Genomic DNA, 26,461 nt, shown 5'->3' on the forward strand with positions numbered 1-26,461 from the left:
ACATCCGCCGCATCCCCGGCTGCCGAAATCTCTCGGCGGCCAGGGATCGGCCAGCGATTATTTCGCGCTGCTGAAGCCGCGCGTGATGTCGCTGGTGATTTTCACGGCGATGGTGGGATTGGTGGCGGCGCCCGGCACGATCCATCCGTGGCTCGCCGCCATGGCGCTCCTGGCGATTGCCGTGGGCGCTGGCGCATCGGGCGCGTTGAACATGTGGTACGACGCCGATATCGACGCGTTGATGGCCCGCACCAAAAAACGGCCGGTTCCCGCGGGCGCCATTCTTCCCGGTGAGGCTTTGGGCTTCGGCATGACGCTGGCCATCGGCGCGGTTCTGATGCTGGGCCTGTTCGTCAATATTCCTGCCGCCGCGCTTCTGGCCTTCACCATCTTCTTCTATGTCGTGATCTATACGATGTGGTTGAAGCGGGCGACGCCGCAGAACATTGTGATCGGCGGCGCGGCGGGCGCGTTTCCGCCGATGATCGGCTGGGTGTCGGTGACGGGCACGGTGGACCTGGGCGCCATCGCGCTGTTCCTCATCATCTTCATGTGGACGCCGCCGCACTTCTGGGCGCTGGCGCTGTGGCGCAACATCAATGCCGATTACAGCCGCGCCGGGGTTCCCATGCTGCCCGTGGTGGCGGGACCCGATGAAACCCGCAGGCAGATCCTGATCTACACGCTTATCGTCCTCCCCATCACATTCCTTCCCGCACTCACCGGAACGGTTGGGCCGCTGTATGCGATTGCGGTGGCGCTGCTCGACGCCGTGTTCCTTTATCACGCGGTTCGGGTGTTCCGCCTGCGCGATGGCAAGTTGGCCGAGACGGCCTGCAAGCGCATGTTCGCCTTTTCCACGCTCTGGCTGTTCCTGGTCTTCGCGCTGATCCTGATCGAGCGCGCAGCGGGCATCGCGCCCTTCGCGCCGGCGCTGTGATGACCAAACCTCCAGCGCCCATTCCCTTCGGCAAGGAAGACATGGCACGGCGGCGCAAGCGCGCCCTCGCCATGGCACTCGTGCTGGCGGCGCTGGTCGTGGTGTTCTTCGTCACCACGCTGGTGCATCTGGGTGGCGGCGTCGTCAACCGGAGCATGTGAGATGGCCGGAATGAACCGCAATCGCCGCGTGGCCCTGATCGCAACGGTGATGCCGGTTGCCATGTTGGCGCTGGCCTATGCGTCGGTGCCGCTCTACCGCATGTTCTGCCAGGCCACGGGCTTCAACGGCACACCGCTCCGCGCTGAGAAAGCGCCCGCAAAACCGGGCGATGAAATCGTGACGGTGCGTTTCGATTCCAACATTGCCGGTAGCCTCGACTGGAATTTCCATCCCGCGCAGGCGACCATGCAGGTGCGCGTCGGAGAGCAGGCCATGGCCTATTTCAAGGCCAAGAACCTGTCCGATCACCAGACGACAGGCTCGGCGATTTTCAACGTAACGCCGGATGGCGCCGGGGCCTTCTTCAACAAGATTCAGTGTTTCTGTTTCACCGAGCAGACATTGAAGCCGGGCGAAAGCGTGGACATGCCGGTGGTGTTCTTCGTCGATCCGGCGATCGCCACCGATCCGGAATCGAAATCGATCCGCGAAATCACGCTGTCCTATACGATGTATCCCGTCGACAAACCAAAATCCGTCTCGCAGGCCAAAACGGCCGCGGGTGCGGTGCCGAACTAGGAGCAGGGCCATGGCTGACGCGCACGACAAGCATCACGACTATCACCTCGTCAATCCGAGCCCATGGCCGTTCACTGGCTCGATGTCGGCGCTCATCACTGCCATTGGCGCCGTGAGCTGGATGCACGGCTTCAACCCCGCCGTTATGATCGTCGGCCTTCTGGGCGTGATCTACACGATGTTCATGTGGTGGCGCGATGTCATCAAGGAAGCCCATGCGGGAGACCACACGCCGGTGGTGGGCCTCCATCTCCGCTACGGTATGCTGATGTTCATCGTGTCGGAAGTGATGTTTTTCGTCGCCTGGTTCTGGGCCTTCTTCGATGCGAGCCTGTTCACCGGCGAGGAAATCCAGCAGGCGCGCGCGCTGGCCACCGGCGGCGTCTGGCCGCCCAAGGGCATCGAGGTGCTGAACCCCTGGCATCTGCCGCTCATCAACACGCTGATCCTTTTGACCTCGGGCACGACGGTCACCTGGGCGCATCATGCGCTGCTAAACAACGACCGGCAGGGCCTCAAGTGGGGCCTGATCGCCACCATCGCGCTGGGCGTGCTGTTCTCCACGATCCAGGCCTATGAATATATCCACGCGCCGTTCCATTTCAGCCAGGCCAATGGCGGCAATATCTATGGCTCGACCTTCTTCATGGCGACGGGCTTCCATGGCTTCCATGTGCTGATCGGCACCATCTTCCTCACTGTGTGCCTGTTCCGCGCGCTGGCCGGAGACTTCACGCCGAAACAGCATTTCGGATTCGAAGCGGCGGCGTGGTATTGGCACTTCGTCGACGTGGTGTGGCTGTTCCTCTTCGCCTGCATCTATATCTGGTCGTCCGCAGGCGCGGTGATCCCGGCGGAGTGACGCTTAAGGTTTCGGATAACAAGGCCGCGAAGGATGCGACCTTCGCGGCCTTTCTCTTTGGAGCGGGCGCATGAGCGAGAATTATTATCCTGATATTTCGCCTCTCAAGACGGGCATTGCCGGAAAATGCCCGCGCTGCGGCAGGGGCAAGCTGTTCGACGGCTATCTGAACGTCGCCAAATCCTGCTCGAGTTGCGGCCTGTCCTATGACTTCGCCGATGGCGGCGACGGGGCGGCGTGGTTTGTCATGCTGTTCGTGTGCGTCGCAGGCGTGGGATCGATCCTCGGCGTGGAGGTCGCCTATTCGCCGCCCGTATGGGTACATGTGCTGATCGCCATTCCCGTTCTCGTCATCCTGCCCATGCTGCTGCTGAGGCCGGTAAAAGGTGTGCTGCTCTGCCAGCAATGGAAAACGGAAGCGCGCGAAGGCCGTCTCGTGAAATGACGGAGAAAAAGCCCCGCATCTGGCCGGTGCTTCTGGCGTCGGGGCTGGGCATTGCCATTCTGGTGGGCCTCGGTGTCTGGCAGATCCAGCGCCTTGCGTGGAAGGAAGCCCTGATCGCCGGCATCGAGCGCCGAGCGGCGGATGCGCCCACAACCATGGCTGATGCTCTCGCCCGCCAGGCTAAAGGCGAGAATATCGAATTTCTGAAAGTCAGTGTTTCCGGCCGCTTTGAACACGCGCGGGAAAAGCACGTCATTTCGGTCTATGAAAGCAGCCCCGGCTGGGAGATCGTTACGCCGCTACGTTTGGCAGATGGCGGCATGGTACTCGTGGATCGGGGCGTGGTGCCTGCCAATCTGAAGGATACCGCCAGCCGCGCGGCAACCGACCCGCAAGGCGATGTGACGGTGACGGGGATCGTGAAATCACATGCCTATGGGCGCGGCATGTTCGATCCCGACAATGACCCCAAGGGCGATATGTGGTTCTGGTGGGACGTGCCGGCGATGATTGCCGATAGCCCTCCGGCATCATCATCAGCACCCTTCATCCTGCAGCTTCTGCCCACAGCCGGGGATCAAATCTTCCCGCAGCCGCAGCCGCCGGACACGGGCCTCGTCAACAATCACCTGCAATATGCCATCACATGGTTTTCTCTGGCTATCGTGCTGGCGGTGATCGCCGGGCTTTATCTCCGTGGGCAGATGAAAAATCAGGTGCTTGAAGGCGGGCGGCACGGCGGCTAAAGCAGCGCCAATTCAAAAGGATTACGCGCTTGCACTACCAATCGACCCGCGGAGAAGCCCCGGAACTGGGATTTGAAGATGTGCTGCTGACCGGGCTTGCCCGGGATGGCGGCCTTTATGTTCCGGTGCGCTGGCCGCACGTCTCCGCCGCAACGCTCCGGAGCTGGCGCGGCAAGGCTTACGAGGATGTCGCCTTCGAGGTGCTGCATCCCTTTGTCGGCGGCGCCATTCCCGATTCCGCGTTCAAGGCCATGCTGGCTGAAGCCTATGGCCGCTTCGGCCATCCCGCCGTCGCTCCCTTGAAGCAGCTTGATGACAATCAGTGGCTGCTTGAGCTTTTCCACGGTCCCACGCTCGCCTTCAAGGATGTGGCGATGCAGCTTCTGTCCCGCCTGATGGACTGGGCGCTGGAGAAGCGCGGCACGCGCGCCACCATCGTCGGCGCGACGTCGGGCGATACCGGAGGCGCGGCCATCGAGGCCTTCAAGTCGAGCCGCCATACTTCGATTTTCATTCTCCATCCCCATGGCCGGGTGAGCGAGGTGCAACGCCGCCAGATGACCACCGTGCTGTCGCCCAACGTGCACAACATCGCGGTGGAAGGCACCTTTGACGATTGCCAGGCGATCGTGAAGGCGCTGTTCAACGATCTGGCCTTTCGCGACCGTGTGGGTCTCGCCGGCGTCAACTCCATCAACTGGGCCCGCATCATGGCCCAGACGGTCTATTATGTGACGGCGGCGCTGTCTCTTGGCGCGCCCGACAAATCCGTGAGCTTCACGGTGCCCACTGGCAATTTCGGCGACATCTTCGCAGGGCTTGTGGCGAAGCGCATGGGCGTGCCGATTGACCGGCTGGTGATCGCCACCAATGTGAATGACATTCTGGCCCGTGCGCTGAAGACAGGGCGCTATGAGACGCGTGGCGTCCACGCCTCGTCCAGCCCGTCGATGGACATCCAGGTGTCGAGCAATTTCGAGCGGCTGCTGTTCGAGGTCTATCGCCGCGACGCCGCCGATGTGCGACGGCTGATGGCGGGATTGTCGCAATCCGGCGCATTCCACATTGCCCCAGATGCGCTCACCGAAATCCGCAATGAGTTTGACGCTGCCGCAACGGATGAAGCGGCAACCGCAGCCACCATTCGCGCCACGCTGGCCGAGACGGGCGAACTGCTCGATCCCCATACCGCCGTGGGTTATGCGGTGGCGCGTGCGCAGCCGCCTTCCGCCACGCCCATGGTGACGCTGGCCACCGCCCATCCCGCCAAATTCCCCGATGCGGTTGAGAAGGCCTCTGGCATAAGGCCTGCTTTACCCTCCCGATTGGCGGGCTTGCTCACGGCGCAAGAACGATACACAGTGCTTCCCAACAATCACCAGGCCATCCGGGACTTCATTCTCTCCAGACCGGCAGCCTGAAAACAGAGTGCGTCATGAGCGTAAAGACGACCCGTCTCTCCAATGGGATTACCGTAGTCACACATCACATGCCGCATCTCGAAACGGCGGCGCTCGGCATCTGGGTCAAGGCGGGGGCGCGCGACGAGCGCCCGGATGAAAACGGCATCGCCCATTTTTTCGAGCACATGGCCTTCAAGGGCACGAAGCGCCGCAGCGCCCGCGCCATCGCCGAGGAGATTAAATCGGCGGGCGGCGAGATCAACGCCGCGACGGGCATGGAAACCACTACATATTATGCCCGCGTGCTGAAGAAGGACTGGGCGCTCGCGCTCGACATTCTGGCCGACATCTTCACCGAAAGCGTGCTGGATGGCGAGGAACTTGAACGCGAACGCGATGTGATCCTGCAGGAGATTGCCGCCGCCCATGACCAGCCGGACGATCTGGTGTTCGATCTGGCGCAGCAGGCGGCCTTTGGCGCCCATCCGCTTGGCCGCTCGATCCTCGGCACGGCGGAGCGCATCGGCAGCGTCTCGCGCGAGGAGATGATCGCCTGGCGTGACCGCAATTATTGGGGCAGTCGCATCGTCGTGGCCGCCGCCGGCCACATTGATCACGCAGCGTTTGCCGCCGAGGCGGAACGCCTCTTGGGCAAGATCGCCGAAGGCTCGCAGCCGCAGCGCGAGCCGCCGCATTTCGTGCCATCGGCACAGGTGGCGGAAAAGCCGCTTGACCAGGCGCATGTGGTCATCAGCTTTCCGGCGCCCAACTACAAGGATCCGGAAATCTACGTGCTGCAGGTGCTGTCGAGCGTTCTGGGCGGCGGCATGTCGTCACGCCTGTTCCAGGAGGTGCGCGAAAAGCGCGGGCTTTGCTACAGCGTGTTTTCCTTTGGCTCGGCCTACGAGGATGCAGGCCAGTTCGGAGTCTATGCCGCGACATCGCCCGACCACTCGCAGGAATTGCTGGACGTGACCTCCGAGGTGATGCTCTCTGCGGCGAAGGCGGTAACCGATGCCGAGATCGACCGCGCCAAGGCGCAGCTCAAGGCGAGCCTTGTCATGAATTTGGAAAGCCCCACCTCGCGTGCCGACCAGATCGCCCGGCAGTTCCTCGCTTTCGGCAAAGTGCCGTCGATCCAGAACTCTGGTGGCCAAGATCGACGCCGTGACGGGCGAGCAGGTGCGGGGGCTTGCGGATCGCATCTTCCATGCGACGGCGCCAGCCTTCTCGGCGGTCGGCCAGTTGGGCGGCATGCCGCCCTATGCCGCTGTCGCCCAGCGGTTCGCCTGAAGGAAGGCGGCATGGCTTTCCTGCGCTCGCCCTTCGCGCCGGAACTGCCGCCCGCCCTGAAAGGCAAGCGTGTGACGCTCAGGGTGCCCGACACGGGAGACCATGCGCAATGGGCGGAGCTTCGTGAACAGAGCCGCCGCTTTCTCGTGCCATGGGAACCCGAATGGCCCTCCAATGATCTGAGCCGCATGGCCTTCCGCAGCCGCATCCGGCGCTACTGGCGCGATGTGGAGGAGGATTTTGCCTATCCGTTTTTCATCTACGCCCCGGAAAACCGCAAATTGCTGGGCGCCATCACGCTTTCCAATGTGCGCCGCGGCGTGGCGCAGATGGGCACGCTGGGCTACTGGATCGGCGAGCCCTTTGCGCGGCAGGGCTATATGACCGAAGCCGTGGAGCTGATGCTGCACTTTGCGTTCGATCATCTTCAGCTTCATCGCGTCGAGGCGGCTTGCCTGCCCGCCAACGCGGCCTCGGTGGCCTTGCTCCGCCGCACCGGCTTTGCGCAGGAAGGGCTGGCTCGCGCCTATCTCAAGATCAACGGCCAGTGGCGTGATCATCTGCTGTTCGCCCATCTCGGAGATGGCGGGAAGGTTCCCGGAGGGCTATAAGGCCCCGCGCAATCAAATACTTGCAAGCCTGCGCGGTGAGGGGCACCCTAGGGGAATGAAGAGGTTTTGGCAGACGGCGAAGCATCTTGCGGGCCTGCTGGCGCTTGCCTGCGCGCTGGCCGTTGCCTTGCCGCCGCTTGTCGATGCCGCTACCCCGGCGGATGTTTCCCTTTTCGGGCAGGAGCTTGATCTCAGGCCCTATCTCGCGGCGCTCGAAACCGATCGCCGCGACATTCCCATCGAAAAGCCGGGCACCGCGCCTGATGCCGCTGATTTTATGACGCTGCACGCCAAGGGTGAGGGACCAACATTCCGCTGGGAGGCGCTGGGTCTTGCCAACGGCGGCACGGCGCCGCGTGATCTGGTGATTACCATCGCGGACCAAGGCTTTGTCGGCTCAGAGGTGGGACTGCCGAGGCCCATGGGGCCGTCCATCACCAGCATCATGACGGCGGGCGGATTGAAGCTGGAGCCGCTGCCGGAAGTGGGACGGCAGGCCTATGCCTTCACGCTCGAGCCCGGCCAGAAAGCCGCCATCGCCTTCGAGATCGATGGTGCGCCGCTCTCCGCCGTGACGCTCTGGCAGCGCAAGGCCTATGACGGCGGGCGCGATGTGTCTGCCTTCCTGCGCGGCGCGCTACTGGGCATTGCGGCGCTTCTGTCGATTGCCATGTTCGTGCTCTACGGCTTCCGTTCCCGCCCCGTGTTTCTGGCGGCCGGTGGCTTTGCGGTGGCAAGCCTCGGCTTTCTCGGGCTGGAAGCAGGCCACTTATCAACGGTCACTTCGGCGCTGGGCCTCGATGGGCTGACGCCTGATGTGGCGCGCGCGCTTGTCGAAGGGCTGATGGCGGCGTTCCTCATTCTCTATCTGACAGAGGTGACGGAGCTCCGGCGGCTGATGCCGGTTGTGGGAAACCTGCTGGCGCTGCTGGGCCTCATCGCCTTCGCCGTGCCGGTGCTGGGCTTTGCCGATCCCATCCTCTTCACGGCGATCGCCCGCGCCATCTTCGCACTCACAGCGCTGGGCGGATTCGTGCTGATCTTTTATTTATGGCGGCGGGGCGACGCCAAGGCGGAGACGGCGCTCGTCTCCTGGGGCGCCATCCTGCTGTGGACCTTCATCGCGCTTTTCGCCGCCATGGCCCAGCCCAGCGGAACGTCGATTTCCACCATGCTGCAAGTGGCGCTGTGCGCGGCGCTCGTCGTGATGGCCTTCACGCTGGCCCACCACGCCTTTTCGCAAGGCTATCTGTCGCGCCATTTCTTCCATGAGGCAGGGCGGCGGGCGCTCGCGCTGGCGGGCGCGCGTGCCTATGTCTGGGACTGGCAGGCCGATGAGGGTGAACTTCATGTGGGCGAGGAACTGGAGCGCGTTCTGGGGCTGGCGCCGGGGTTTCTTGCCGATGCGGGTGTGGAAGGCTTTCTTGAACTCATGCATCCCGCCGACCGCGCCGCCTATCTGGGCGCTGTCGAGGCGGCGGAGGTGCAGGGCAGCGGGGCCATCGAACGCGAATTCCGCCTGCGCCATGGCGATGGCACGTGGCGCTGGTTCCAGCTCCGGGGCCGCGCCATGCCGGGGCAGGGCCGCCGCGCCATCCGCTGCATCGGCACGCTGACTGATGTGACGGGCGCCAAGCGCAGCGAAGAGCGGCTGCTCAATGACGCTGTTTATGACGCGGTGACGGGCCTTCCCAACCGCGCCCTGTTTCTCGACCGCACCGCCCGCGCGCTGGCCGATGCCGTGGAGGAGGCGCCGCTCTATGTGCTGCTGCTCGACATCGACCGCTTCAAAACCGTGAATGATGCGCTGGGCCATGAGGCCGGAGACTCGCTGTTGGCCGTCGTGGGCCGCAGGCTCACCTCCGCCGCCAGCTCCGGCGATACGGTGGCGCGCCTTCCGGGCGACCAGTTTGCCATCCTGACGCATGGCGGCCGCGACATTGCGACCTATAGCGACGGCATGCTCAAGGCCGTGGCGCGCCCCGTGACGCTCGACACGCAGGAAGTATTCCTCACGGTGTGTGCCGGCGTGGCGCAGGGCCGCGCCGATGGCAGCGCCACCCAGCTTCTGAAAGACGCCGCCATCGCGCTTTATGAGGCGAAGCGCCGGGGAGCTGGCACCATCGAAGTCTTCAGCCCCGCCATGCGCGACAGCCGCGCCGAACTGATGGTGCTCGAATCGGAACTCCGCCGCGCCATCGAGCGCAACGAGATCGAGGTGCACTATCAGCCGATCGCGCGGCTGGGAGATATGAACCTCGCAGGCTTCGAGGCGCTGGTGCGCTGGCAGCATCCCGCGCTGGGGTTGCTGGCTCCCGAAAGCTTCATCGGCCTTGCCGAACAGACCGGCATGATCAAGGAGATCGGCCGCGCCGTGCTGAACGAGGCGTGCCATCAGATCGGCATCTGGCAGCGCGCCTACCGCGCCGGCGATCCGCTGTTCGTGGCCGTCAATATTTCCAGCGTGCAATTGATCGAGCCCGATCTCATCGACGACATCAAGCAGATGATCAACCGCGAAGGCGTGGCGCGCGGCAGCCTGAAAATCGAGGTCACGGAAAGCTTGGTCATGCAATATCCCGAGCGCGCCGCGCAGGTGCTTGAGCGCTTGCAGGAACTGGGCGTGGGCCTCTCCTGCGATGATTTCGGCACCGGCTATTCCTCACTCTCGAACCTCCGCCGCCTGCCCTTCGATACGTTGAAGGTGGACCGGAGTTTTCTTGCCGCCGACGCGGAAGATTCACGCGCGGGCATCATTCTCGAAACCATCGTCACCATGGCGCATGCGCTGGGCCTGACCATCGTGGCGGAGGGAATCGAAAACCAGGAGCAGGTGGACAGGCTGGGCGCGCTGCATTGCGACCTGGGGCAGGGCTATTTCATTGGCCGCGCCATGACGGCGAGGCAGGTGACCGAGGCGCTGGCTGGCCTGCCCTATGCCTCCGGCGCGGGCCGCACCGCCATCACCTGGCTGTGGGAACGCGCCGCCAAGGACCCGGCCCCGGTGCCGCTGGCGGTTGATGTGACGGCGGCAGATATTGAGGAATTGAGGGCGCGCAAGGCTTCCGCCGAACGTGCCCTGCGCGAGGCGCGGTTGCTGCACGAGCAGCCCGAGGAACCGGAAGCAGCGCCTGAAGCGGAGGCCGCGCAATCCCGCGTGGCAAAGCCCGCCCGCATTGATTTCCCCGAAGACGCCATGTCGAAGCGCGAGGCGGCGGCGGTGCGGAAAGCCAGGCAGAGGAAACGCAAGAAGCGCCAGTCCGCCGAGATTCCCAACTAGCCGTGACCGGCTTCGCCTGACAGCATGGCCGGATCAACGCCGATCTTGCGCAAGGCGCTCAGATATTTTCCGTCCTGCCGCGTGTCGAACAGCAATTCATCGTCTGCCGCGCAATGAAGCCAGCCATTGCGTTGGATTTCATCTTCAAGCTGCCCCGGCGCCCATCCGGAATAGCCAAGCGCCAGCATGGCCATGTGCGGACCTTCGCCGCGCGCCATGGCTTTCAGAATGTCCGTGGTGGCGGTGAGCGCGATCCGCTCCGTCACCGGCAAGCTGGAATCGGCGGAAAAATAATCCGATGTGTGAAGAACGAACCCGCGCCCGGGTTCGACGGGGCCGCCGTAGAGAACGCCCCGATTGAGCATGTCATCCGAGATCGGGTCATCCGGCTCGGTGATGTCGAGGCGCGAAATCAGCTCGGCGAAATTCATCATCGGCATCGTCTTGTTGACGATCAGGCCCATGGCCCCGCCATCGGAATGGACGCAGAGATAAACCAGCGAGCGGTCGAAGCGGCTGTCGCTCATGCCGGGCATGGCGATCAGGATCTGGCCGTCGAGATTTGTCCTTGCCTTCATGCGGTTTCCCCCGAAACGCGGGAGAGTAACGTGAAACATCGCTGACGGGAAGGTGATTGGCGTGGAGGAACATTCCCCGCATAGTGGTGGCATGAAACGCCGCCTGTTCCTTGCCGCAACGTTTTGCTTCCCTTTCGTTTCGCTTGCACGCGCCCAGCCGAAACCATGGCGGCTGTCTCTCCTCGATGGCGGCGGAGACCTCGCAGGAATCGCGATCGATCTGGACGAGGGGTGGAAAACCTACTGGCGCATGCCGGGGGAGGCGGGCGTCTCGCCGCAGTTCGACTGGTCGGGAACACAGGGTGCGAAAGATATTCAGGTCTTTTATCCGCTGCCGCAGCGCCACCATGACGCCAGCGGCGAGGCGGTGGGTTATCTTGGCCGCGTGGTGTTTCCGGTAAGGCTGACGCCGGAAGGAAAGAAGCCGGTTATTCTCGATCTCAAGCTGTTCTTCGCCGTGTGCAAGGACATCTGCATCCCCGCGCAGGGTGAGGCGCGCGGAACACTCTCCGCCGCAGCGCCGGACAAGGATGAAATCCTGTCATGGATGGCGAAAGTGCCTGTGGCGGGCGAGATCGTGACCAAGGCAAAGGCTGAGGCGGTAGCGCAAGGCGTGGTGATTGACCTCGGCTTTTCCGCCAAAGCCAATGAGGTGTTCGTCGAAAGCAATGGCGATGCCTATTTTGGCGCGCCGGAGCTTTCGGCCGATGGCATGGCCGCGCGGCTGCCGGTGGGCAATGTGAAGAGTGCTGCCGAACTGCGTGGCGCCCAGATCACCGTGACGGTGGCGGCGGACGGCGGAGGGGTTGAACAGCGCGTGACCGTGAGCTAAGCGCCTTTGATCGATCAATGAGGTGATCCCATGACCATCAAGCCGGGCGACAAACTTCCTGCCGTGGACTTCAACGTGATGACGGCGGACGGCGCGCAGAAACTTTCGACCGACGTGATCTTCGGCGGCCGCAAGGTGGTGCTTTTCGGCGTCCCCGGCGCCTTCACCTCGACCTGCACCAATAGCCATCTGCCGAGCTTCCTGCGCTCGCTCGATGCCATCAAGGCCAAGGGCGTCGACACGGTGGCCTGCACGGCGGTCAACGACATTGCGGTAATGACGGCCTGGGCCAAGTCGGTTGGCTCTGACGACAAGATCATGATGCTGGCCGATGGCAATGGCGATTTTGCCCGCGCCGTGGGGCTGAATGTCGATCTGAAAGCCCACGGCATGGGCGAGCGTTCGCGCCGCTATTCGATGATCGTCGAGAATGGCGTGGTGAAGACCGTGAATGTCGAAGACAAGCCGGGCGTCAACGTCTCGGGCGCGGCGACCATTCTCGAGCAGCTCTGATTATGTCTTGAAGGGGGCCATGCCCTGGCGCGCCAGTTCATCGGCGCGCTCATTGTCGTCATGCCCCGCGTGGCCCTTCACCCAGTGCCAGGACACCCTGTGCCGCGACAGCGCCGCTTCGAGGCGCTGCCAGAGTTCGGCGTTTTTCACCGGCTTCTTGTCCGACGTCTTCCAGCCGTTCTTTTTCCAGCCGTGAATCCATTTGGTGATGCCGTCCTTCACATAGACGGAATCGACATGCATTTCGACCGTACACGGACGTTTCAGCGCCTCCAGCGCCGAGATGGCCGCCATCAGCTCCATGCGGTTGTTGGTTGTCAGCGCCTCGCCGCCTGACAATTCCTTGCGCGTGCCGTTGTAGTCGAGAATGACGCCCCAGCCGCCGGGGCCGGGATTGCCGGAACATGCGCCATCGGTGTGCGCAATCACCGCCGTGTCGCTCATGCCGCGGGCTGGTCCCGCAATTCGCGCGGTAGCTTGAATGACACGTTCTCGTCGCGCAGCGTCACCTTTTCCACCGTCACATCGTAATGGGCGCGGAAGGCATCGGCGATTTCATTGACAAGCACTTCCGGCGCTGACGCTCCGGCGGTGAGGCCGATGACCGACAATCCCTGAAGCATGGACCAATCGAGATCGGACGCGCGCTGGACGAGCAGCGCGCGCGGGCAGCCGCTCTTGAGGCCAACTTCAACAAGCCGTTTGGAATTGGAGGAGTTGGGCGCGCCAACGACGAGCAGAAGTTCGATGCGATCGGCAATCGACTTTACCGCATCCTGCCGGTTGGTGGTCGCGTAGCAGATATCTTCCTTGAACGGCCCCTTGATCTCCGGGAAGCGCCGCTTCAGCGCGGCAATCACGTCCCGCGTGTCATCGACCGAAAGCGTGGTCTGGGTGACATAGGCGAGCTTCTCCGGATCACGGACCGCCAGAGCTTCTGCTTCGTCGGCTGTTTCGATGAGGGTGATGGCGCCCGGCGGCAATTGCCCCATGGTGCCGATCACCTCCGGATGGCCGCGATGGCCGATGAGGATGATCTCCAGCCCTTCCGCGTGGTGGCGCTGGGCTTCCATGTGAACCTTGGTCACCAGCGGGCAGGTGGCATCGATGGCGAACATCCGGCGCTGGGCGGCATCGGCGGGCACGGATTTTGGCACGCCATGGGCGGAGAACACCACGGGCCGCTCGCCGGGCGGAATTTCGTCAAGTTCGTCGATGAAGATGGCGCCCTTGGCCTTGAGATCATCAACGACAAACTTGTTGTGCACGATCTCGTGCCGCACATAGACTGGAGCGCCGTAAAGGGCCAGCGCCCGTTCCACGATATCGATGGCGCGCACGACCCCGGCGCAGAAACCGCGAGGGGCTGCGAGAAGGATGGTGAGCTTGGGCCTGTCCATGGCCGGTACTTGCGGATTGCGGGCGGCGAAGTCAAGCTGCCGGGGAACATCCATTGCGTCTGGACGTTATAGGCGAATGACCGGCAGATCAGCCATGTTCCTGGCCGTTCTTTGCGCACCGCTGGCGGTGGGCATTGCGCATGCCAATCCTCTGGATGACATGAAAAACGGCATCATCCGGTTTGACCGGGACATGTGCCGGAAATACCCGAAATCCTGCAAAAAGCATTCTGCCAAGCGTCGCGCAGCCGCGAAACCCGTGAAGCCGGTTCAGAAGCCCGAAGCGGTGAAGACGGAGGCGGAGCCGGCACCCGTAATCCCGCGTGAGAAGCCTGCGCAGGCTGTTGAAGCCAAGACGCCGGCGGCGACTCCGGCAGAGGAAATCGTGATTCCGCGCGAGAAGCCCTTGGTGCCGGTCCCTGAAACAGTTCAGGTGCCTGTTGAACCCGTGGTGGTCCCCAAGGAGAAGCCGGTCCGCCAGGCCTCCGTTGCAACACCGCCGCCCACGCCGGAGATCGCGCCGGATAATGGAGATTGCGTTGCCTCGCTCAAGGCGCTGGGCGTCACCTTCACCGCGCAGGCCAGCAATGTGTCGGACGGCAGTTGCACCGTCGTCAATCCGGTGATGCTGGATGAGATGAACGCCGGAACACACACCATCCGCTTTCCCGACAAGCCGCTGCTCAATTGCAAATTCGCGCTCGCCTTCACGCGGTGGGTAAAGGAACATGGCGATCCCATCGTGACGGCGGATGCCAAGTCCCCGCTCGCCAAGCTCTACACCGGCCCCGGCTATCAGTGCCGGGGGCGGAACGGTGACAATTCGGCGAAGATCAGCGAGCATGGCTATGGCAATGCCGTCGACATCACGGATTTCACGCTGGCCGATGGCCGCACGTTCCAGGTGAGTGACGCGCCCAATTCATCGTCTTCCGCCTTCGCAACGCTGCGGGACATGCGGGCCAGCGGCTGCACGGTGTTCACGACCGTGCTGGGGCCGGGGGCCAATGCGGCGCATGCCAGTCATTTCCATTTCGATCTCGGCACCCACGGCAAATCCGGCACCTACCGGATCTGCGAATAATTATGCCACCGGCCGCTTTTGAAAGTTGGCTGCGGCCGGAAGGCTCGGGCCTCTACTGCGTGCCCGGCGATTTTTATATCGACCCGCATGCTCCCGTGGAACGTGCCGTCATCACCCATGGTCATTCGGATCATGCAAGGCCGGGCCATGCTCACGTGCTGGCCACGGAAGAAACGCTGGACATCATGCGCCTGCGGCTGGGCACATGGAATTTCGGCAGCGGACAGTCGCTTTCCTATGACACGCCGTTGCAGGTGAAGGATGTGACGATCCGCCTGGCGCCCGCCGGCCATATTCTCGGCAGCGCGCAGGTGGTGATGGAATATCGGGGCCAGCGCGCTGTCGTCTCGGGCGATTACAAGCGCAGCGCCGATCCCACCTGCCTAGGCTTTGAGCCGGTTCCCTGTGATCTCTTCGTTACCGAAGCGACCTTCGGCCTGCCGGTGTTTCACCATGAGCCTGCGATGAGCGAGGTGCGGAAGCTCCTCACCTCGCTCAGGGATTTTCCGGAGCGCACCCATCAGATCGGCGTCTATGGCCTCGGCAAATGCCAGCGTCTGATCGCCCTGCTGCGCGAGGCGGGCTATGACCGCCCGATCTATCTGCACGGCGCGCTGCGCAGCGTGACGGATTATTATATCAGCAAGGGCTTCGCACTTGGCGACGTGCCGCCCATTGGCGACGCGCCACTCGCCGGTGAAATCGTGCTGTGCCCGCCATCTGCCATTGGCGACCGCTGGTCGAGGCGGCTGGTTGATCCGCTGGCCGGCTTTGCCTCGGGCTGGATGCGCATCAGGGGCCGTGCACGGCAGCGCGGCGTGGAATTGCCGCTGGTCATTTCGGATCACGTTGACTGGCCGGAATTGACGGCCACCATTTCCGAACTGGGTGCTGGCGAAATCTGGGTGACGCATGGGCGCGAGCAGGCGCTGGTGCATTATTGCAAAACGATTGGCTTGAAGGCGCGGGCGCTGGCGATGGTCGGCTATGAGGACGACGCCGAATGAAGGCCTTCGCCACGCTGCTCGACCGCCTCACCTACACGCCGTCGCGCAACGGCAAGCTGCTACTGATGCGCAACTATTTCCGCGAGGCGCCAGACCCTGACCGCGGCTATGCGCTGGCGGCCCTGACTGATGGCCTGCCGATATCGTTCCCGCTGCGGCGGATTCTGAGCGAAATATCCACCAGCCGCTTCGATCCCGAACTCTTCCGCTTGTCACGCGATTATGTGGGCGATACGGCGGAGACCGTGGCGCTGATCTGGCCTGTGAACAATGAAACCACTAGTGGCCCCTCGCTGGCGGAGATCGTGACCACGCTCGAGAGCGTTCCGAAATCCTCTTACGCCGCGCAGCTCGTCGCGTGGCTGGACAGCCTTGACGTGACGAGCCGCTGGGCGCTGCTGAAATTCTTAGGGGGCGCGCCGCGCGTTGGCGTGTCGGCGCGGCTGGCGCGGCTCGCGGTGGCGGAAGCCTTTGGCCGCGAGGTGGGCGAGATCGAGGAAATCTGGCACGGCCTCACGCCGCCCTATGCGCCGCTGTTCGATTGGCTGGAGGGCAGAAGCGATGCGCCGCCCGCTTCCGACGTGCCGATTTTCCGCCCTTTGATGCTGTCGAACCCGCTGGAAGAAAAGGACTGGGAGGCGCTCGATCTCGATCAGTTCGCGGTGGAATGGAAATGGGATGGCATCCGCGTGCAGATTGCCTCGAATGGCCGCGAAACCCGCATGTTTTCGCGGAGCGGCGATGACATCAGCGGCACCTTTCCCGATTTTCTCGATGACCTTCATTTCAACGGTGTGGTGGATGGCGAGCTTCTGGTGCTGCGCGAGGGCGAGGTGGCGCCCTTTGCCGATTTACAGCAGCGGCTGAACCGCAAGGCGGTGACTCGCGCCATCCAGAAGAAATATCCCGTGCATGTGCGGCTCTATGATGCGCTGGAATTGGAGGGCGAAGACTTGCGTTCTCTCTCCTTCACCGCGCGCCGTTCACACCTCGAGGCATGGCATGAGCGGTCGCCTCTTCCGTATACGGACCTTTCGCCGCTGGTCCTGCCGAAGGACAAGGATGGGCTTCTGCAGATCTGGGAAAGCACCCGCCATGAAGGCATCGAGGGTTTGATGCTGAAGCGGCGCGACAGCCCCTATCTGAACGGCAGGCCAAAGGGCCATTGGTACAAGTGGAAGCGATCAGCGCTCACCGCCGATTGCGTGCTGATGTATGCGCAGCGTGGATCCGGCAAGCGCTCCTCCTATTATTCCGACTACACCTTTGGCGCCTGGACCGGGGAGCGCACGCTGGTGCCGGTGGGCAAAGCCTATTCCGGCTTCACCGATCAGGAGCTTCTGCAGATCGACCGTTTCATCCGCGAAAACACCACCGAGAGATTCGGGCCGGTGCGCGCCGTGCCGCCGAAGCTGGTATTGGAGGTGGCCTTCGACGCGATACAACTTTCCGCGCGGCATAAATCGGGCATCGCCATGCGCTTTCCCCGCATTCACCGCATCCGCTGGGACAAGCCGGCGGAAGAGGCCGATACGCTTGAAAGCCTCAAGGCGCTCATTGTTGCACCGCGCCTTGACAGACTGGACGGCCAGCCTATGGTGCCCACCAGTTCAGCGTGATTACGCCACGCGGGAGAGACCGGTTCACTCCGGCGCCGAAGGAGCAACCGCCCCGGAAACTCTCAGGCCAAAGGACCGCAGCGTCACTGAACTCTGGAGAGCAGCGGTTTCAAAACCGCTCACCGAAGGAGCCAAGCGGCATTCCGTGCCGTGAAATCTCTCAGGTCTCGTACAGAGGGGGCAGGTTCGGCAGCAGCCGGGCCAGGGCCACCTGTGTACGGAGACGGAAATGAGTGAAGCCTCACTCGCAATCACACCCCTTTATGCCGAGCATGTGAAGCTGGGCGCCCGCATGGTGCCCTTCGCGGGCTATGACATGCCGGTGCAATATCCAACCGGCATCATCGCCGAGCACAACTGGACGCGCCAGAATGCCGGCCTGTTCGATGTTTCGCACATGGGCCAGTGTTTCATCATCGGGCCTGATTTTGAAACCACGGCGCGCGCCATGGAAACGCTGGTGCCCGCCGATCTTCTGGGACTCGCGCCCAAGCAGCAACGCTACTCGCAACTGCTGTCCGAAGATGGCGGCACACTGGATGACCTGATGATCACCCGCGCCGCCTACAAGGGTTATGAAGGCTGGCTCTATGTGGTGGTGAACGCCGGGCGGAAAGACCATGACTATGCCTGGATCGCTTCGCGCCTGCCCAATGGCGTGACCTTCAAGCCGGGCGAGGATATGGCGCTGCTGGCGCTTCAGGGGCCGAAGGCGGAAGCCGTGCTGGCAAAGCATGTGCCGGCGATCCGCGATCTGGATTTCATGTTCTACGAGAGTCTCACGATTGACGGCATCGCCGCCCATGTTTCGCGTTCGGGCTATACGGGCGAGGACGGCTTCGAGCTTTCCGTGGCGGCCAGGGATGCGGTGCGGCTATGGAACCTGTTGCTGGCCGACACGGATGTGAAACCCATCGGCCTTGGCGCGCGGGATTCGCTCAGACTGGAGGCAGGGCTTTGCCTCTATGGCCATGAACTCGATGAGGCGACGAGCCCCGTTGAAGCGGGGCTTGTGTGGTCTATCGGCAAGCGCAGGCGGAGCGATGGCGGCTTTATCGGCGCAGCGCGCGTGCAGAAGGAATTGCGCGAGGGTCCGGCGAAAAAGCGCGTCGGCATCAGGCCGGAAGGCCGCGCCCCGGCGCGCGAGGGAACCCTCATTACAGATCAATCGGGACGGCAGATCGGCATTGTCACCTCGGGCGGCTTCGGCCCCAGCGTTGGCGGCCCCATCGCCATGGGCTATGTGGAGCCAAAATCCTCCGCACCCGGAACAATCGTCAACCTGATCGTGCGCGACAGGCCGCTTGCCGCGGCCATCGTGCCGCTGCCCTTCATTCCCAACCATTTCAAACGCTGAGGAGTTCGCGATGACCGTCAAATACACCAAGGAACACGAATGGATCCGCGTCGAAGGCGACACCGCCACCGTGGGCATCACCGAGCATGCGCAGGAACAATTGGGTGATGTGGTGTTCGTGGAACTGCCCGCCATCGGCAAGAAGCTCAGCAAGGGCGGCGATGCGGCGGTGGTGGAAAGCGTGAAGGCGGCAAGCGAAGTCTATGCCCCGGTAACGGGCGAGGTGATCGCCACCAATGGCGATCTCGAAGGCGATCCGGCGCTCGTCAACCGCGCGGCGGAAGGCGAGGGCTGGTTCATGAAGATCAAGCTCGCCGACAAGAGCGAACTCGACGACCTGATGGACAAGGCCGCTTACGACAAATTTGTATCATGAACACCTTCTCCCCTTGCGGGAGAAGGTGGCGCAAAGCGCCGGATGAGGGAGTGGTTGAGCTCAGCGCGACCCCTCATCCCCGGCTTCGCCGGACCTTCTCCCGCAAGAGGGAGAAGGGAGAATAAGGAAAATCAAAATGGCAACTCGCCCCACCCTTGCCGAGCTTGAACCCGGCGCCAATTTCATCGCCCGCCATATCGGCCCGGATGATGCGGAAACCGCGGAGATGCTGCGCGCCGTGGGCGCAAAGTCGCTCGAGGATTTCATCGCCCGGGTGGTGCCGGAGCCAATCCGCACCAGGCGCCCGCTGGACCTCGGGAAGCCGATGGCCGAGCGCACGGCGCTCTCCTATCTCCGCACCATGGCGGAGCGGAACGAGGTGTTCACCTCGATGATCGGCATGGGTTACTACGGCACCGTGACGCCCAAGGTGATCCTGCGCAATGTGCTGGAAAATCCGGGCTGGTACACCGCCTATACGCCCTACCAGGCGGAGGTGAGCCAGGGCCGCCTCGAGGCGCTGCTCAATTTCCAGCAGGTAATCGTTGATCTCACCGGGCTTGAACTTGCCAATGCCTCGCTGCTCGATGAAGCGACGGCGGCGGCCGAGGCGATGGCCATGGCGCACCGCCTGTCGAAGGGCGGCTCCAATCTTTTCTTCGTTGATGCCGACACCCATCCGCAGACCATCGGCGTCATCGAAACGCGCGCCCGCGCTTTCGGCTTCGAGGTGATCACCGGCGATCAATCGCGTGACCTGAACCCCAAGACGGTCTTTGCGGCGCTGCTGTCCTATCCCGGCTCCTCTGGCGAAGTGCGCGATTTTCGCGGCATCATTGCAAAGCTGCATGAGGCAGGCGCGCTGGCCATCATGGCCACCGATCTGCTGGCGCTGGCGCTGCTGACGCCGCCGGGCGAATTGGGCGCTGATATTGCGGTCGGCTCCGCGCAGCGCTTCGGCGTGCCCATGGGCTATGGCGGCCCGCATGCCGCCTTTTTCGCCACGCGCGATGAGTACAAGCGCGCCATGCCGGGTCGCCTCATCGGCGTCTCGGTTGATTCCGAAGGCCACCGGGCGCTCCGCATGGCAATGCAGACGCGCGAGCAGCATATCCGCCGTGAGAAGGCGACCAGCAATATCTGCACCGCGCAGGTGCTGCTCGCCATCATCGCCTCGATGTTCGCCGTCTATAATGGCCCGAAGGGCATCCGCAAGATGGCCGAACGCACGCACCGCTTCGCGGAAATTTTCGCCGCCGCCATGAAGGGGTTCGGCATTGAGGTGAAGACCAGGGCCTTCTTCGACACGCTGACGCTGCATGTGCCGGGCCGCGCCCATACGCTGTGGGCGAGGGCGAAGGAAAAGCGCATCAACCTGCGCTTTGTCGATGCCGATCACCTCGGCATTTCCTTTGACCAGTCGACGCGGCGGCAGGAACTGGAACGGCTGCTCACCGTCTTCCGCACCGATGCGCTGGAGCGCGTGAGCCTCGATGGCCTCGACAAGGAAGTGAGCGAGGTGATCCCGCCGACGCTCCGCCGCACGTCGTCCTATCTCACCCATCCCGTCTTCTCGATGTATCACTCCGAAACCGAGATGCTGCGCTATCTGCGCCATTTGCAGATGAAGGATGTGGCGCTGGACCAGTCGATGATTCCGCTCGGCTCCTGCACCATGAAGCTCAACGCCACCACCGAGATGATTCCGGTGACATGGCGCAGCTTCTCGCTGCTGCATCCCTTTGCACCTCTGGAACAGGCGCAGGGCTATAGCCAGCTCTTCGAGGAACTCGAAGCCATGCTGGCGGAGATCACCGGCTTTGATGCCGTGTCGCTCCAGCCCAATGCCGGAAGCCAGGGCGAATATGCGGGACTTCTGGCCATTGCAGGTTTTCATCGCGCGCGCGGCGAAAGCCACCGCGATGTCTGCCTCATTCCCCTTCTCTGCCCACGGCACCAACCCGGCCTCTGCCGTGATGGCGGGGATGAAGGTCGTGGTCGTCGCCTGCGATGAGCATGGCAATGTGGATGTGGCCGATCTGAAAGCCAAGGCATCGGAGCACGCGGCGCATCTCGCGGCGCTGATGGTCACCTATCCCTCGACCCATGGCGTGTTTGAAACGGCGATCAAGGACATCTGCGCCATCGTGCATGAGCATGGCGGACAGGTTTATCTCGACGGCGCCAATCTCAACGCGCAGGTCGGCCTCGTGCGCCCGGCGGAGCTCGGAGCCGATGTCTGCCACATGAACCTGCACAAGACCTTCTGCATCCCGCATGGCGGCGGTGGGCCTGGCATGGGGCCGATCGGCGTGAAGGCGCATCTGGCGCCCTATCTTCCGGGGCACAGCGTGGTCAACGGCGTGAACCCGGCGGCGGGGCGCGACCAGTCGCAAGGGGCTGTCTCGGCAGCGCCTTGGGGCTCGGCGTCGATTCTTCCCATCTCATGGACCTATATCGCCATGATGGGCGGCGAGGGGTTGCGCAAGGCCACCATCATGGCGATCCTTAACGCCAATTACATTGCCAAGCGGCTGAGCCCGCATTTCCCCATCGTCTATACGGGACCGAACGGCTTCATCGCCCATGAATGCATCATCGATCTCCGCTGGCTTAAGGAGCGCACCGGGCTTTCGGTGGAGGATGTGGCGAAGCGGCTTGTGGACTATGGCTTCCATGCGCCCACCATGTCGTTCCCCGTCGTCGATACGCTGATGATCGAGCCGACCGAAAGCGAGAGCAAGCGCGAGCTTGACCGCTTCTGCGACGCGATGATCGAAATCCGCAAGGAGATCGCCGAGGTAGAGGAGGGCAGGGCCGACCGCGCTGACAATGTGCTGAAACACGCGCCCCACACGCACCGCCTGCTGCTGGGCGAATGGAAGCATCCCTACACGAAGGAAAAGGCGTTCTTCCCGCTCAAAGGCTATCCCAATGACAAATACTGGCCGCCGGTGGGGCGTGTCGACAATGTGTTCGGTGACCGCAATCTCGTCTGCACCTGCCCGCCCATGGCGAATTACATGGAGGCGGCGGAGTAGCTACCGGTGCGCAAGGCCCTCGTGGGTATGGAAGGCCATGAGGGCTGTGACAGCGACAAGCCCAAGATAGAGCACCATATATTCGAAACGCATGCCGGGATCGATTGATCGATAGGCCTGTGCCTCGGGCGAGGCGGGATCATACCGCCATGCCGCGAAAAGACTGGGAAGCGCCAGGACCCCGATCAGCACCAGCATCGGGCTGGGCATATAGTAAAAGATAATGGCCAGCATGGGCGCGCCAAGCAGCCAGATGCGCGGCGAGAGGACTTGCGTAATACGGCCGCCATCTAGCGGCGAAACCGGAATGAGATTGAACAGGTTGAGCACGAAGCCCGCATAGGCCAGCGCCATCCAGAAGTCGGTGTCCGTGTGCCGTCCCCAGAAATAGACCGCGAAAGCGCCGAGCGTTCCGGTGAATGGCCCGGCATAGGCAACATAGGCTTCCGTTTCCGAGTCATGCGGCTGTTCGCGCAGATTGATGAAGGCGCCCATGAAGGGAATGAAGGCCGGGAGGCTGACGCTCAGCCCGCGCTGCTGGGCAGCGAAGTAATGTCCCATTTCGTGGACAAGGAGCAGGCCCACGAAACCGGCCGCAAAGGGAAGGCCATAGATCGTCGTATAGACCCAGATTGTGAGCAGCATGCTGCCAGCCGACAACAGCAGCTTTCCAAACTTTGCAGTTGTCAGCAGGAGGATAAGCAGCCTGAGCATTTGATACGGTTCAGGCTTTGCGCCGGAAGAGCTTGGCCACGCCGCCGCCAGCGACAGCAAGCCCGACAAGGATGACCTTGGCGAATTTGGCCAGGAACACACCGGCCAGCGCCAGAAGCCCCAGCTTCTTTGCCACCACGCCGCCGATCAGCGCGGCGAGGCCATATTCGGCGATGGTGTCGGTTGCGGAATTGAAATCCTCGTAGCGTTTTCCCGGCTTGTAGTCGAGTGCCGCGAGGAGCTTGCGTGCATAGGGCTTTTCAGCCTCGACCGCTTTGTCCGTAGACAGAAGATCGAGCTCGAAATATCCGTCCCGCCCAAGGGCATAGGTGTTGTAGTTTACGGACGCAACATCATCCGGCTTGGCGCCGCGATCAACCGCCTTCATGGACCAGACCAGGCGGTGGGTGACGGCATCATAAGCTGGAGGTTCCACCCAGCCCACGACATCGAGCGCCGGATAGCCCATCGCCACCCGCTCCTTGTTCTGTTCTTCGGTGCCGTCTTTCAGTGACTGGAGCAATTCATCGGCGTTCCAGTTTTTGGCGTCATCGTCCTTGATGTAACCATCGGCGGTATGATCGATGGTGAGCACCCAATATTGATCTCCATCCTTGGGGACGATCATGCCGTAGCTGCGCGGATCCTCGCCGTTGCCCCAGGCCTTCATCAGTCCCACGGCTTCGGTTTTGGGAACGAAGGCCATTCCGTCCGGCAAATGCAGCGTCGCCTGATCGCCAAGCGGAATATCGGCGGGCCCCGAGGTCGCGGCCTTGATCGCCGCAGCCCATGCGGCCTTGGTGGCCGCCTCATCTGCCCAGGCAGTCGAAGCGCAGGCAAGGCAAAACAGTGAAAGCAAAAGGAAAGCACGGTGTTTCACGGGCGGCTCCTTGATAGAAACTTGTTCATGATATTGCAGTTTGGCTTCCTGCCTGCAACAAAAAGCCCGGCGTGATGCGCCGGGCTTCGCTTCTAAAATGAAGAATTGCTTGATCGTCAGTTCAGGCGTGCCTTCACGGCGGCGATCGAGTCGGCGACGAGCGAGGCGCCCTTGCTGTCCTTGAGGGCGGCAGCGCTGAGCTTGACGGCGGCAGCCACGGCGATATCCGTGGCGGCGTTCCGCACATCCTTCACGGCATTGGCTTCGGCTTGGGCGATCTTCTGCTCGGCCTGCTTGCTGCGGCGGTCCAGCATTTCCGAAAGCTTGCGGCGCGTTTCGGCGGCATATTCCTCGGCATCCGCCTTGGCCTGGGCGATGATGCCTTCGGCTTCCTTCTCGGCGTCGATGCGCTTCTGCTTGTATTCGGCCAAGAGCGCCTCGGCGTCCTCGCGGAGCTTGCGGGCATCGGCCAGATCCTTGGCGATCCTGCGGGCGCGGTCGTCAAGGCCAGCACCCATCTTGCTGAAGGCGCCTGCGTAAACCGCGATGCCAAGGAAAATCACCAGCGCCAGGAAGGCGTAGAATGTGTTGTCGAATGTCATCGCAAGCCCTCCCTTAGCCCTTGACCTCGGACACGGCCTTGGCCGCATCCGCCTTGGTGATCTTGGTCCCGGTGAGTTCGGCCACGATCTCCTGCGCCGTATCGGCGGCAACCGTTCCGATGCTGCCCATGGCCTTGGCGCGGGCCTTCTCGATGGCCGCTTCCGCGTCACCGATCTTTTTCGCCAGCGTGGCCTCGAGTGCAGCGCGCTCGGCGTCCATTTCGGCGGTGAGCGAAGCGCGCGTGTCCTGCGCGATGCCCGTGGCCTTGGCGCGCGCCTCGGCCAGGGCCTTTTCATAGGACTTCACGGCGGCTTCGGTTTCTTCCTTGAGCGCCTGCGCGCGGGCGACATCGCCCGTCATCTGGGCGTGGCGACCCTCGATGATGGTGGCAAGCCGGGGCAGAACCAGCCTGCTCATCAGCACGTAGAGCAGGGCAAAGAAGATGGCGAGCCAGAAGATTTGCGACGGGAAGGTCTTGGCGTCCAGCGGCGGGAAAACGCCGTGGTGAGCTTCGGTTCCTTCCGCCGTGCCTTCGGTGGTGGTGGCCGCCGTTGCGGTTTGCGACATGTCTCTCGCCTTTCAGAAGCGCCGCGAACCCCAAAGGGGAAGCGGCGCCTTGTCTGTCAGAAGGATGCTTACTTCACGAAGAGGAGAAGCAGCGCCACGACGAGCGAGAAAATGCCAAGGCCTTCGGCGAGCGCCGCGCCGATCAGCGCGTTGGTAAACTGGCCGCTGGCGGCGGAAGGATTGCGCAGCGCGCCGGAGAGGAAGTTACCGAAAATGTGGCCCACGCCGATGCCGGCGCCGCCCATGCCCAGACAGGCGATACCCGCACCGATGAGCTTTGCTGCTTCTGCGTCCATGTTAGTCTCCTTGGTGTTTTCAGTTGGTTCGTTGGGTTGAAAATCAGTGACTGGGGTGAAGCGCGTCGTTGAGATAAACGCACGTCAGAATGGCGAAGACGAAAGCCTGCAGGAAGGCGACGAGGAATTCCAGCGCGGTGAGCGCCACGGCCATGGCGAGTGGCGCGAGCGAGCCGACAATGCCGCCCACGCCGAGTGCCACGAGGCTCACCATGAAGCCCGCGAACACCTTGAGCACGATATGGCCGGCCAGCATGTTGCCGAACAGACGCAGGCCCAGGCTGATGGGCCGCGACAGGAAGGAGATGATCTCGATCAGTGAGATGAAGGGCAGTATGAAGATCGGCACGCCATGCGGCACGAACAGCTTGAACCAACCGAGCCCGTGCTTCCAAAGGCCCACGCAGATGACCAGCAGGATCACGAACACCGCGAGCGAGGCGGTAACGATGACATGGCTTGTGACGGTGAAGAAATACGGGAACATGCCCAGCATGTTCGCCACCAAAACGAAGGAAAACAGCGAGAACACCAGCGGGAAGAAGGTCTTGCCTTCCTTACCCAGCACCTGGCGCACCATGTTATGCACGAATTCATACCAGAGTTCGCCGATCGACTGCAGGCGGCCCGGCACCATGGCGCGGGACGCGGAGGCAGCCATCAGGATTCCGGTGATGAGCGCCACGGCAATGCCCATGAACAGCGCCGAATTGGTGAAGCTGATCTCCAGCCCGCCGATATGGAACGGCCCCGCCAGATCATGGATCTGGAACTGGTGGATCGGATCAGGAGTGCTGGCCACGCTCAGTCCTCTTCGTCATCGTCATCAAGGGCCGCAGGGCGCGGCCGGTTCGCGTCGAGCCTCTCCTGAGCCGGGGGAACCCTGTTGCCCGCGCGGGCCATGTTCAGGATTCCGGCTCCAAATCCCAGGAGCAGGAAAATGATCAGTCCGAAGGGCAGGGTTCCGAAAAGCCAGTCAATGCCATAGCCCACAAGGCCGCCGACCAGCGTTCCCGCAACGAACTCGCTCACCAGACGGTAGCCCTTGGCATAGCCAGTGGCGTCTCCCATGCTGGTGGACGGTCTTTCAGCTTCGGTGTGCTCTTTCTTCTCCGCTTCGATGCGGCCGGAAAGGTCTTTTAACCGGTCTGAAATGTCGCCCAGCTCCGGCGAAGATCCGCTGGCGCCCTTGCCACCCTTGCGCGGTGTCGTCATGTGTCAGACCCTCCGTGCAAATTGCCTCAGCGCCGTGAAGAACCCCCTCCAAAGCGCG

26 protein-coding genes, 1 pseudogene and 1 riboswitch are annotated in these 26,461 nt (G+C 62.8%); of the genes and pseudogenes, 17 read left to right on the forward strand and 10 right to left on the reverse strand.

All coding sequences use genetic code 11. The features are described 5' to 3' along the window. Window positions 1–85 precede the first annotated feature (85 nt). The 9 genes from QM694_RS17525 to QM694_RS17565 all read left to right on the forward strand — a co-directional run bounded on the left by QM694_RS17525 (window position 86) and on the right by QM694_RS17565 (window position 10,321). Window positions 86–940, forward strand: coding sequence for a heme o synthase (locus QM694_RS17525; RefSeq protein ID WP_415008199.1), 855 nt, complete (start codon window positions 86–88; stop codon window positions 938–940). Then, on the forward strand, window positions 940–1,101 hold the full coding sequence (locus QM694_RS17530) for a hypothetical protein (protein WP_415008200.1): 162 nt from the start codon (window positions 940–942) through the stop codon (window positions 1,099–1,101). The genes QM694_RS17525 and QM694_RS17530 overlap by 1 nt, the downstream gene beginning before the upstream one ends. Before the next feature lie 10 nt (window positions 1,102–1,111). Next, window positions 1,112–1,681 (forward strand): cytochrome c oxidase assembly protein, encoded by a 570-nt coding sequence (locus tag QM694_RS17535; RefSeq protein WP_415008201.1) that lies wholly within the window; start codon window positions 1,112–1,114, stop codon window positions 1,679–1,681. A 10-nt stretch (window positions 1,682–1,691) separates the two neighbouring features. Then, window positions 1,692–2,543, forward strand: a complete 852-nt coding sequence (locus QM694_RS17540) for a cytochrome c oxidase subunit 3 (protein WP_415008202.1) — start codon at window positions 1,692–1,694, stop codon at window positions 2,541–2,543. A 70-nt stretch (window positions 2,544–2,613) separates the two neighbouring features. Beyond that, window positions 2,614–2,988, forward strand: coding sequence for a DUF983 domain-containing protein (locus QM694_RS17545; protein WP_415008203.1), 375 nt, complete (start codon window positions 2,614–2,616; stop codon window positions 2,986–2,988). Further along, window positions 2,985–3,734, forward strand: coding sequence for an SURF1 family protein (locus QM694_RS17550; protein WP_415008204.1), 750 nt, complete (start codon window positions 2,985–2,987; stop codon window positions 3,732–3,734). The genes QM694_RS17545 and QM694_RS17550 overlap by 4 nt, the downstream gene beginning before the upstream one ends. Before the next feature lie 20 nt (window positions 3,735–3,754). Beyond that, complete coding sequence (gene thrC, locus QM694_RS17555) at window positions 3,755–5,155, forward strand: threonine synthase (RefSeq protein ID WP_415008656.1); 1,401 nt, start codon at window positions 3,755–3,757, stop codon at window positions 5,153–5,155. A 14-nt stretch (window positions 5,156–5,169) separates the two neighbouring features. Further along, on the forward strand, window positions 5,170–7,041 hold the full coding sequence (locus tag QM694_RS17560; protein WP_415008205.1) for a GNAT family N-acetyltransferase: 1,872 nt from the start codon (window positions 5,170–5,172) through the stop codon (window positions 7,039–7,041). A 55-nt stretch (window positions 7,042–7,096) separates the two neighbouring features. After that, window positions 7,097–10,321: an EAL domain-containing protein gene (locus tag QM694_RS17565; RefSeq protein ID WP_415008206.1), complete on the forward strand. Its 3,225-nt coding sequence runs from the start codon at window positions 7,097–7,099 to the stop codon at window positions 10,319–10,321. Here the strand turns inward: QM694_RS17565 and QM694_RS17570 are convergent. After that, a complete protein-coding gene (locus QM694_RS17570) occupies window positions 10,318–10,899 on the reverse strand; it encodes a YqgE/AlgH family protein (RefSeq protein WP_415008207.1) in 582 nt (193 codons plus the stop codon). The genes QM694_RS17565 and QM694_RS17570 overlap by 4 nt on opposite strands. Before the next feature lie 91 nt (window positions 10,900–10,990). Here QM694_RS17570 and QM694_RS17575 point away from each other — a divergent pair, with 91 nt between their 5' ends. Continuing rightward, entirely contained in the window at window positions 10,991–11,731 is a 741-nt protein-coding gene (locus QM694_RS17575) for a protein-disulfide reductase DsbD domain-containing protein (protein ID WP_415008208.1), read from the forward strand. 30 nt (window positions 11,732–11,761) lie between these two features. Further along, window positions 11,762–12,244 (forward strand): peroxiredoxin, encoded by a 483-nt coding sequence (locus tag QM694_RS17580; RefSeq protein ID WP_415008209.1) that lies wholly within the window; start codon window positions 11,762–11,764, stop codon window positions 12,242–12,244. Here the strand turns inward: QM694_RS17580 and rnhA are convergent, their stop codons facing one another. Both rnhA and ispH read right to left on the reverse strand, forming a co-directional pair. Then, a complete protein-coding gene (gene rnhA, locus QM694_RS17585; RefSeq protein ID WP_415008210.1) occupies window positions 12,245–12,688 on the reverse strand; it encodes a ribonuclease HI in 444 nt (147 codons plus the stop codon). Continuing rightward, complete coding sequence (ispH, locus tag QM694_RS17590) at window positions 12,685–13,698, reverse strand: 4-hydroxy-3-methylbut-2-enyl diphosphate reductase (RefSeq protein ID WP_415008211.1); 1,014 nt, start codon at window positions 13,696–13,698, stop codon at window positions 12,685–12,687. The genes rnhA and ispH overlap by 4 nt, the downstream gene beginning before the upstream one ends. Window positions 13,699–13,720: 22 nt before the next feature. Here ispH and QM694_RS17595 point away from each other — a divergent pair, with 22 nt between their 5' ends. The 6 genes and pseudogenes from QM694_RS17595 to gcvP all read left to right on the forward strand — a co-directional run bounded on the left by QM694_RS17595 (window position 13,721) and on the right by gcvP (window position 22,128). Continuing rightward, window positions 13,721–14,728 carry an extensin family protein gene (locus QM694_RS17595; RefSeq protein WP_415008212.1) on the forward strand — a complete coding sequence of 336 codons (1,008 nt, stop codon included), beginning with the start codon at window positions 13,721–13,723 and terminating at the stop codon, window positions 14,726–14,728. Between the two features lie 2 nt (window positions 14,729–14,730). After that, window positions 14,731–15,735, forward strand: coding sequence for a ligase-associated DNA damage response exonuclease (locus tag QM694_RS17600; RefSeq protein WP_415008213.1), 1,005 nt, complete (start codon window positions 14,731–14,733; stop codon window positions 15,733–15,735). Then, the gene (locus QM694_RS17605) at window positions 15,732–17,354 is read left to right on the forward strand and encodes a cisplatin damage response ATP-dependent DNA ligase (RefSeq protein ID WP_415008214.1); all 1,623 of its coding nucleotides are present in this window, start codon (window positions 15,732–15,734) and stop codon (window positions 17,352–17,354) included. Before QM694_RS17600 ends, QM694_RS17605 begins: the two co-directional genes overlap by 4 nt. Continuing rightward, window positions 17,355–17,442, forward strand: a riboswitch (glycine riboswitch). Between the two features lie 141 nt (window positions 17,443–17,583). Then, window positions 17,584–18,711 (forward strand): glycine cleavage system aminomethyltransferase GcvT, encoded by a 1,128-nt coding sequence (gcvT, locus tag QM694_RS17610; RefSeq protein ID WP_415008215.1) that lies wholly within the window; start codon window positions 17,584–17,586, stop codon window positions 18,709–18,711. A 10-nt stretch (window positions 18,712–18,721) separates the two neighbouring features. After that, on the forward strand, window positions 18,722–19,087 hold the full coding sequence (gene gcvH / locus QM694_RS17615) for a glycine cleavage system protein GcvH (protein WP_415008216.1): 366 nt from the start codon (window positions 18,722–18,724) through the stop codon (window positions 19,085–19,087). 136 nt (window positions 19,088–19,223) lie between these two features. Further along, a pseudogene (gene gcvP, locus QM694_RS17620) lies at window positions 19,224–22,128 on the forward strand (aminomethyl-transferring glycine dehydrogenase). On the opposite strand, the gene QM694_RS17625 reads toward gcvP, so the two are convergent. The 7 genes from QM694_RS17625 to QM694_RS17655 form a co-directional block, all read right to left on the reverse strand. After that, window positions 22,129–22,842, reverse strand: a complete 714-nt coding sequence (locus QM694_RS17625; RefSeq protein WP_415008217.1) for a site-2 protease family protein — start codon at window positions 22,840–22,842, stop codon at window positions 22,129–22,131. It abuts the pseudogene before it with no gap. Between the two features lie 10 nt (window positions 22,843–22,852). After that, a complete protein-coding gene (locus QM694_RS17630) occupies window positions 22,853–23,722 on the reverse strand; it encodes a DUF2167 domain-containing protein (RefSeq protein ID WP_415008218.1) in 870 nt (289 codons plus the stop codon). A 116-nt stretch (window positions 23,723–23,838) separates the two neighbouring features. Further along, window positions 23,839–24,324, reverse strand: coding sequence for an ATP F0F1 synthase subunit B (locus QM694_RS17635; protein WP_415008219.1), 486 nt, complete (start codon window positions 24,322–24,324; stop codon window positions 23,839–23,841). 13 nt (window positions 24,325–24,337) lie between these two features. Continuing rightward, window positions 24,338–24,892, reverse strand: coding sequence for a F0F1 ATP synthase subunit B (locus QM694_RS17640; protein WP_415008220.1), 555 nt, complete (start codon window positions 24,890–24,892; stop codon window positions 24,338–24,340). Window positions 24,893–24,960: 68 nt separating this feature from the next. Further along, a complete protein-coding gene (locus tag QM694_RS17645; RefSeq protein WP_415008221.1) occupies window positions 24,961–25,188 on the reverse strand; it encodes a F0F1 ATP synthase subunit C in 228 nt (75 codons plus the stop codon). 43 nt (window positions 25,189–25,231) lie between these two features. Then, window positions 25,232–25,990 (reverse strand): F0F1 ATP synthase subunit A, encoded by a 759-nt coding sequence (locus QM694_RS17650; RefSeq protein WP_415008222.1) that lies wholly within the window; start codon window positions 25,988–25,990, stop codon window positions 25,232–25,234. A gap of 2 nt (window positions 25,991–25,992) precedes the next feature. Next, a complete protein-coding gene (locus QM694_RS17655; RefSeq protein WP_415008223.1) occupies window positions 25,993–26,403 on the reverse strand; it encodes an AtpZ/AtpI family protein in 411 nt (136 codons plus the stop codon). Window positions 26,404–26,461 lie beyond the last annotated feature (58 nt).

It is taken from the genome of Aestuariivirga sp. (assembly GCF_047602625.1).
In the GTDB taxonomy this organism is placed as follows: domain Bacteria; phylum Pseudomonadota; class Alphaproteobacteria; order Rhizobiales; family Aestuariivirgaceae; genus Aestuariivirga.

Coding starts and splice junctions, on each gene's coding strand:
- QM694_RS17525 (WP_415008199.1), top strand. CDS start 86: ATGTCGCTGGTGATTTTCACGGCGATGGTGGGATTGGTGGCGGCGCCC.
- QM694_RS17530 (WP_415008200.1), top strand. CDS start 940: ATGACCAAACCTCCAGCGCCCATTCCCTTCGGCAAGGAAGACATGGCA.
- QM694_RS17535 (WP_415008201.1), top strand. CDS start 1,112: ATGAACCGCAATCGCCGCGTGGCCCTGATCGCAACGGTGATGCCGGTT.
- QM694_RS17540 (WP_415008202.1), top strand. CDS start 1,692: ATGGCTGACGCGCACGACAAGCATCACGACTATCACCTCGTCAATCCG.
- QM694_RS17545 (WP_415008203.1), top strand. CDS start 2,614: ATGAGCGAGAATTATTATCCTGATATTTCGCCTCTCAAGACGGGCATT.
- QM694_RS17550 (WP_415008204.1), top strand. CDS start 2,985: ATGACGGAGAAAAAGCCCCGCATCTGGCCGGTGCTTCTGGCGTCGGGG.
- QM694_RS17560 (WP_415008205.1), top strand. CDS start 5,170: ATGAGCGTAAAGACGACCCGTCTCTCCAATGGGATTACCGTAGTCACA.
- QM694_RS17565 (WP_415008206.1), top strand. CDS start 7,097: ATGAAGAGGTTTTGGCAGACGGCGAAGCATCTTGCGGGCCTGCTGGCG.
- QM694_RS17570 (WP_415008207.1), bottom strand. CDS start 10,899: ATGAAGGCAAGGACAAATCTCGACGGCCAGATCCTGATCGCCATGCCC.
- QM694_RS17575 (WP_415008208.1), top strand. CDS start 10,991: ATGAAACGCCGCCTGTTCCTTGCCGCAACGTTTTGCTTCCCTTTCGTT.
- QM694_RS17580 (WP_415008209.1), top strand. CDS start 11,762: ATGACCATCAAGCCGGGCGACAAACTTCCTGCCGTGGACTTCAACGTG.
- rnhA (WP_415008210.1), bottom strand. CDS start 12,688: ATGAGCGACACGGCGGTGATTGCGCACACCGATGGCGCATGTTCCGGC.
- ispH (WP_415008211.1), bottom strand. CDS start 13,698: ATGGATGTTCCCCGGCAGCTTGACTTCGCCGCCCGCAATCCGCAAGTA.
- QM694_RS17595 (WP_415008212.1), top strand. CDS start 13,721: ATGACCGGCAGATCAGCCATGTTCCTGGCCGTTCTTTGCGCACCGCTG.
- QM694_RS17600 (WP_415008213.1), top strand. CDS start 14,731: ATGCCACCGGCCGCTTTTGAAAGTTGGCTGCGGCCGGAAGGCTCGGGC.
- QM694_RS17605 (WP_415008214.1), top strand. CDS start 15,732: ATGAAGGCCTTCGCCACGCTGCTCGACCGCCTCACCTACACGCCGTCG.
- gcvT (WP_415008215.1), top strand. CDS start 17,584: ATGAGTGAAGCCTCACTCGCAATCACACCCCTTTATGCCGAGCATGTG.
- gcvH (WP_415008216.1), top strand. CDS start 18,722: ATGACCGTCAAATACACCAAGGAACACGAATGGATCCGCGTCGAAGGC.
- QM694_RS17625 (WP_415008217.1), bottom strand. CDS start 22,842: ATGCTCAGGCTGCTTATCCTCCTGCTGACAACTGCAAAGTTTGGAAAG.
- QM694_RS17635 (WP_415008219.1), bottom strand. CDS start 24,324: ATGACATTCGACAACACATTCTACGCCTTCCTGGCGCTGGTGATTTTC.
- QM694_RS17640 (WP_415008220.1), bottom strand. CDS start 24,892: ATGTCGCAAACCGCAACGGCGGCCACCACCACCGAAGGCACGGCGGAA.
- QM694_RS17645 (WP_415008221.1), bottom strand. CDS start 25,188: ATGGACGCAGAAGCAGCAAAGCTCATCGGTGCGGGTATCGCCTGTCTG.
- QM694_RS17655 (WP_415008223.1), bottom strand. CDS start 26,403: ATGACGACACCGCGCAAGGGTGGCAAGGGCGCCAGCGGATCTTCGCCG.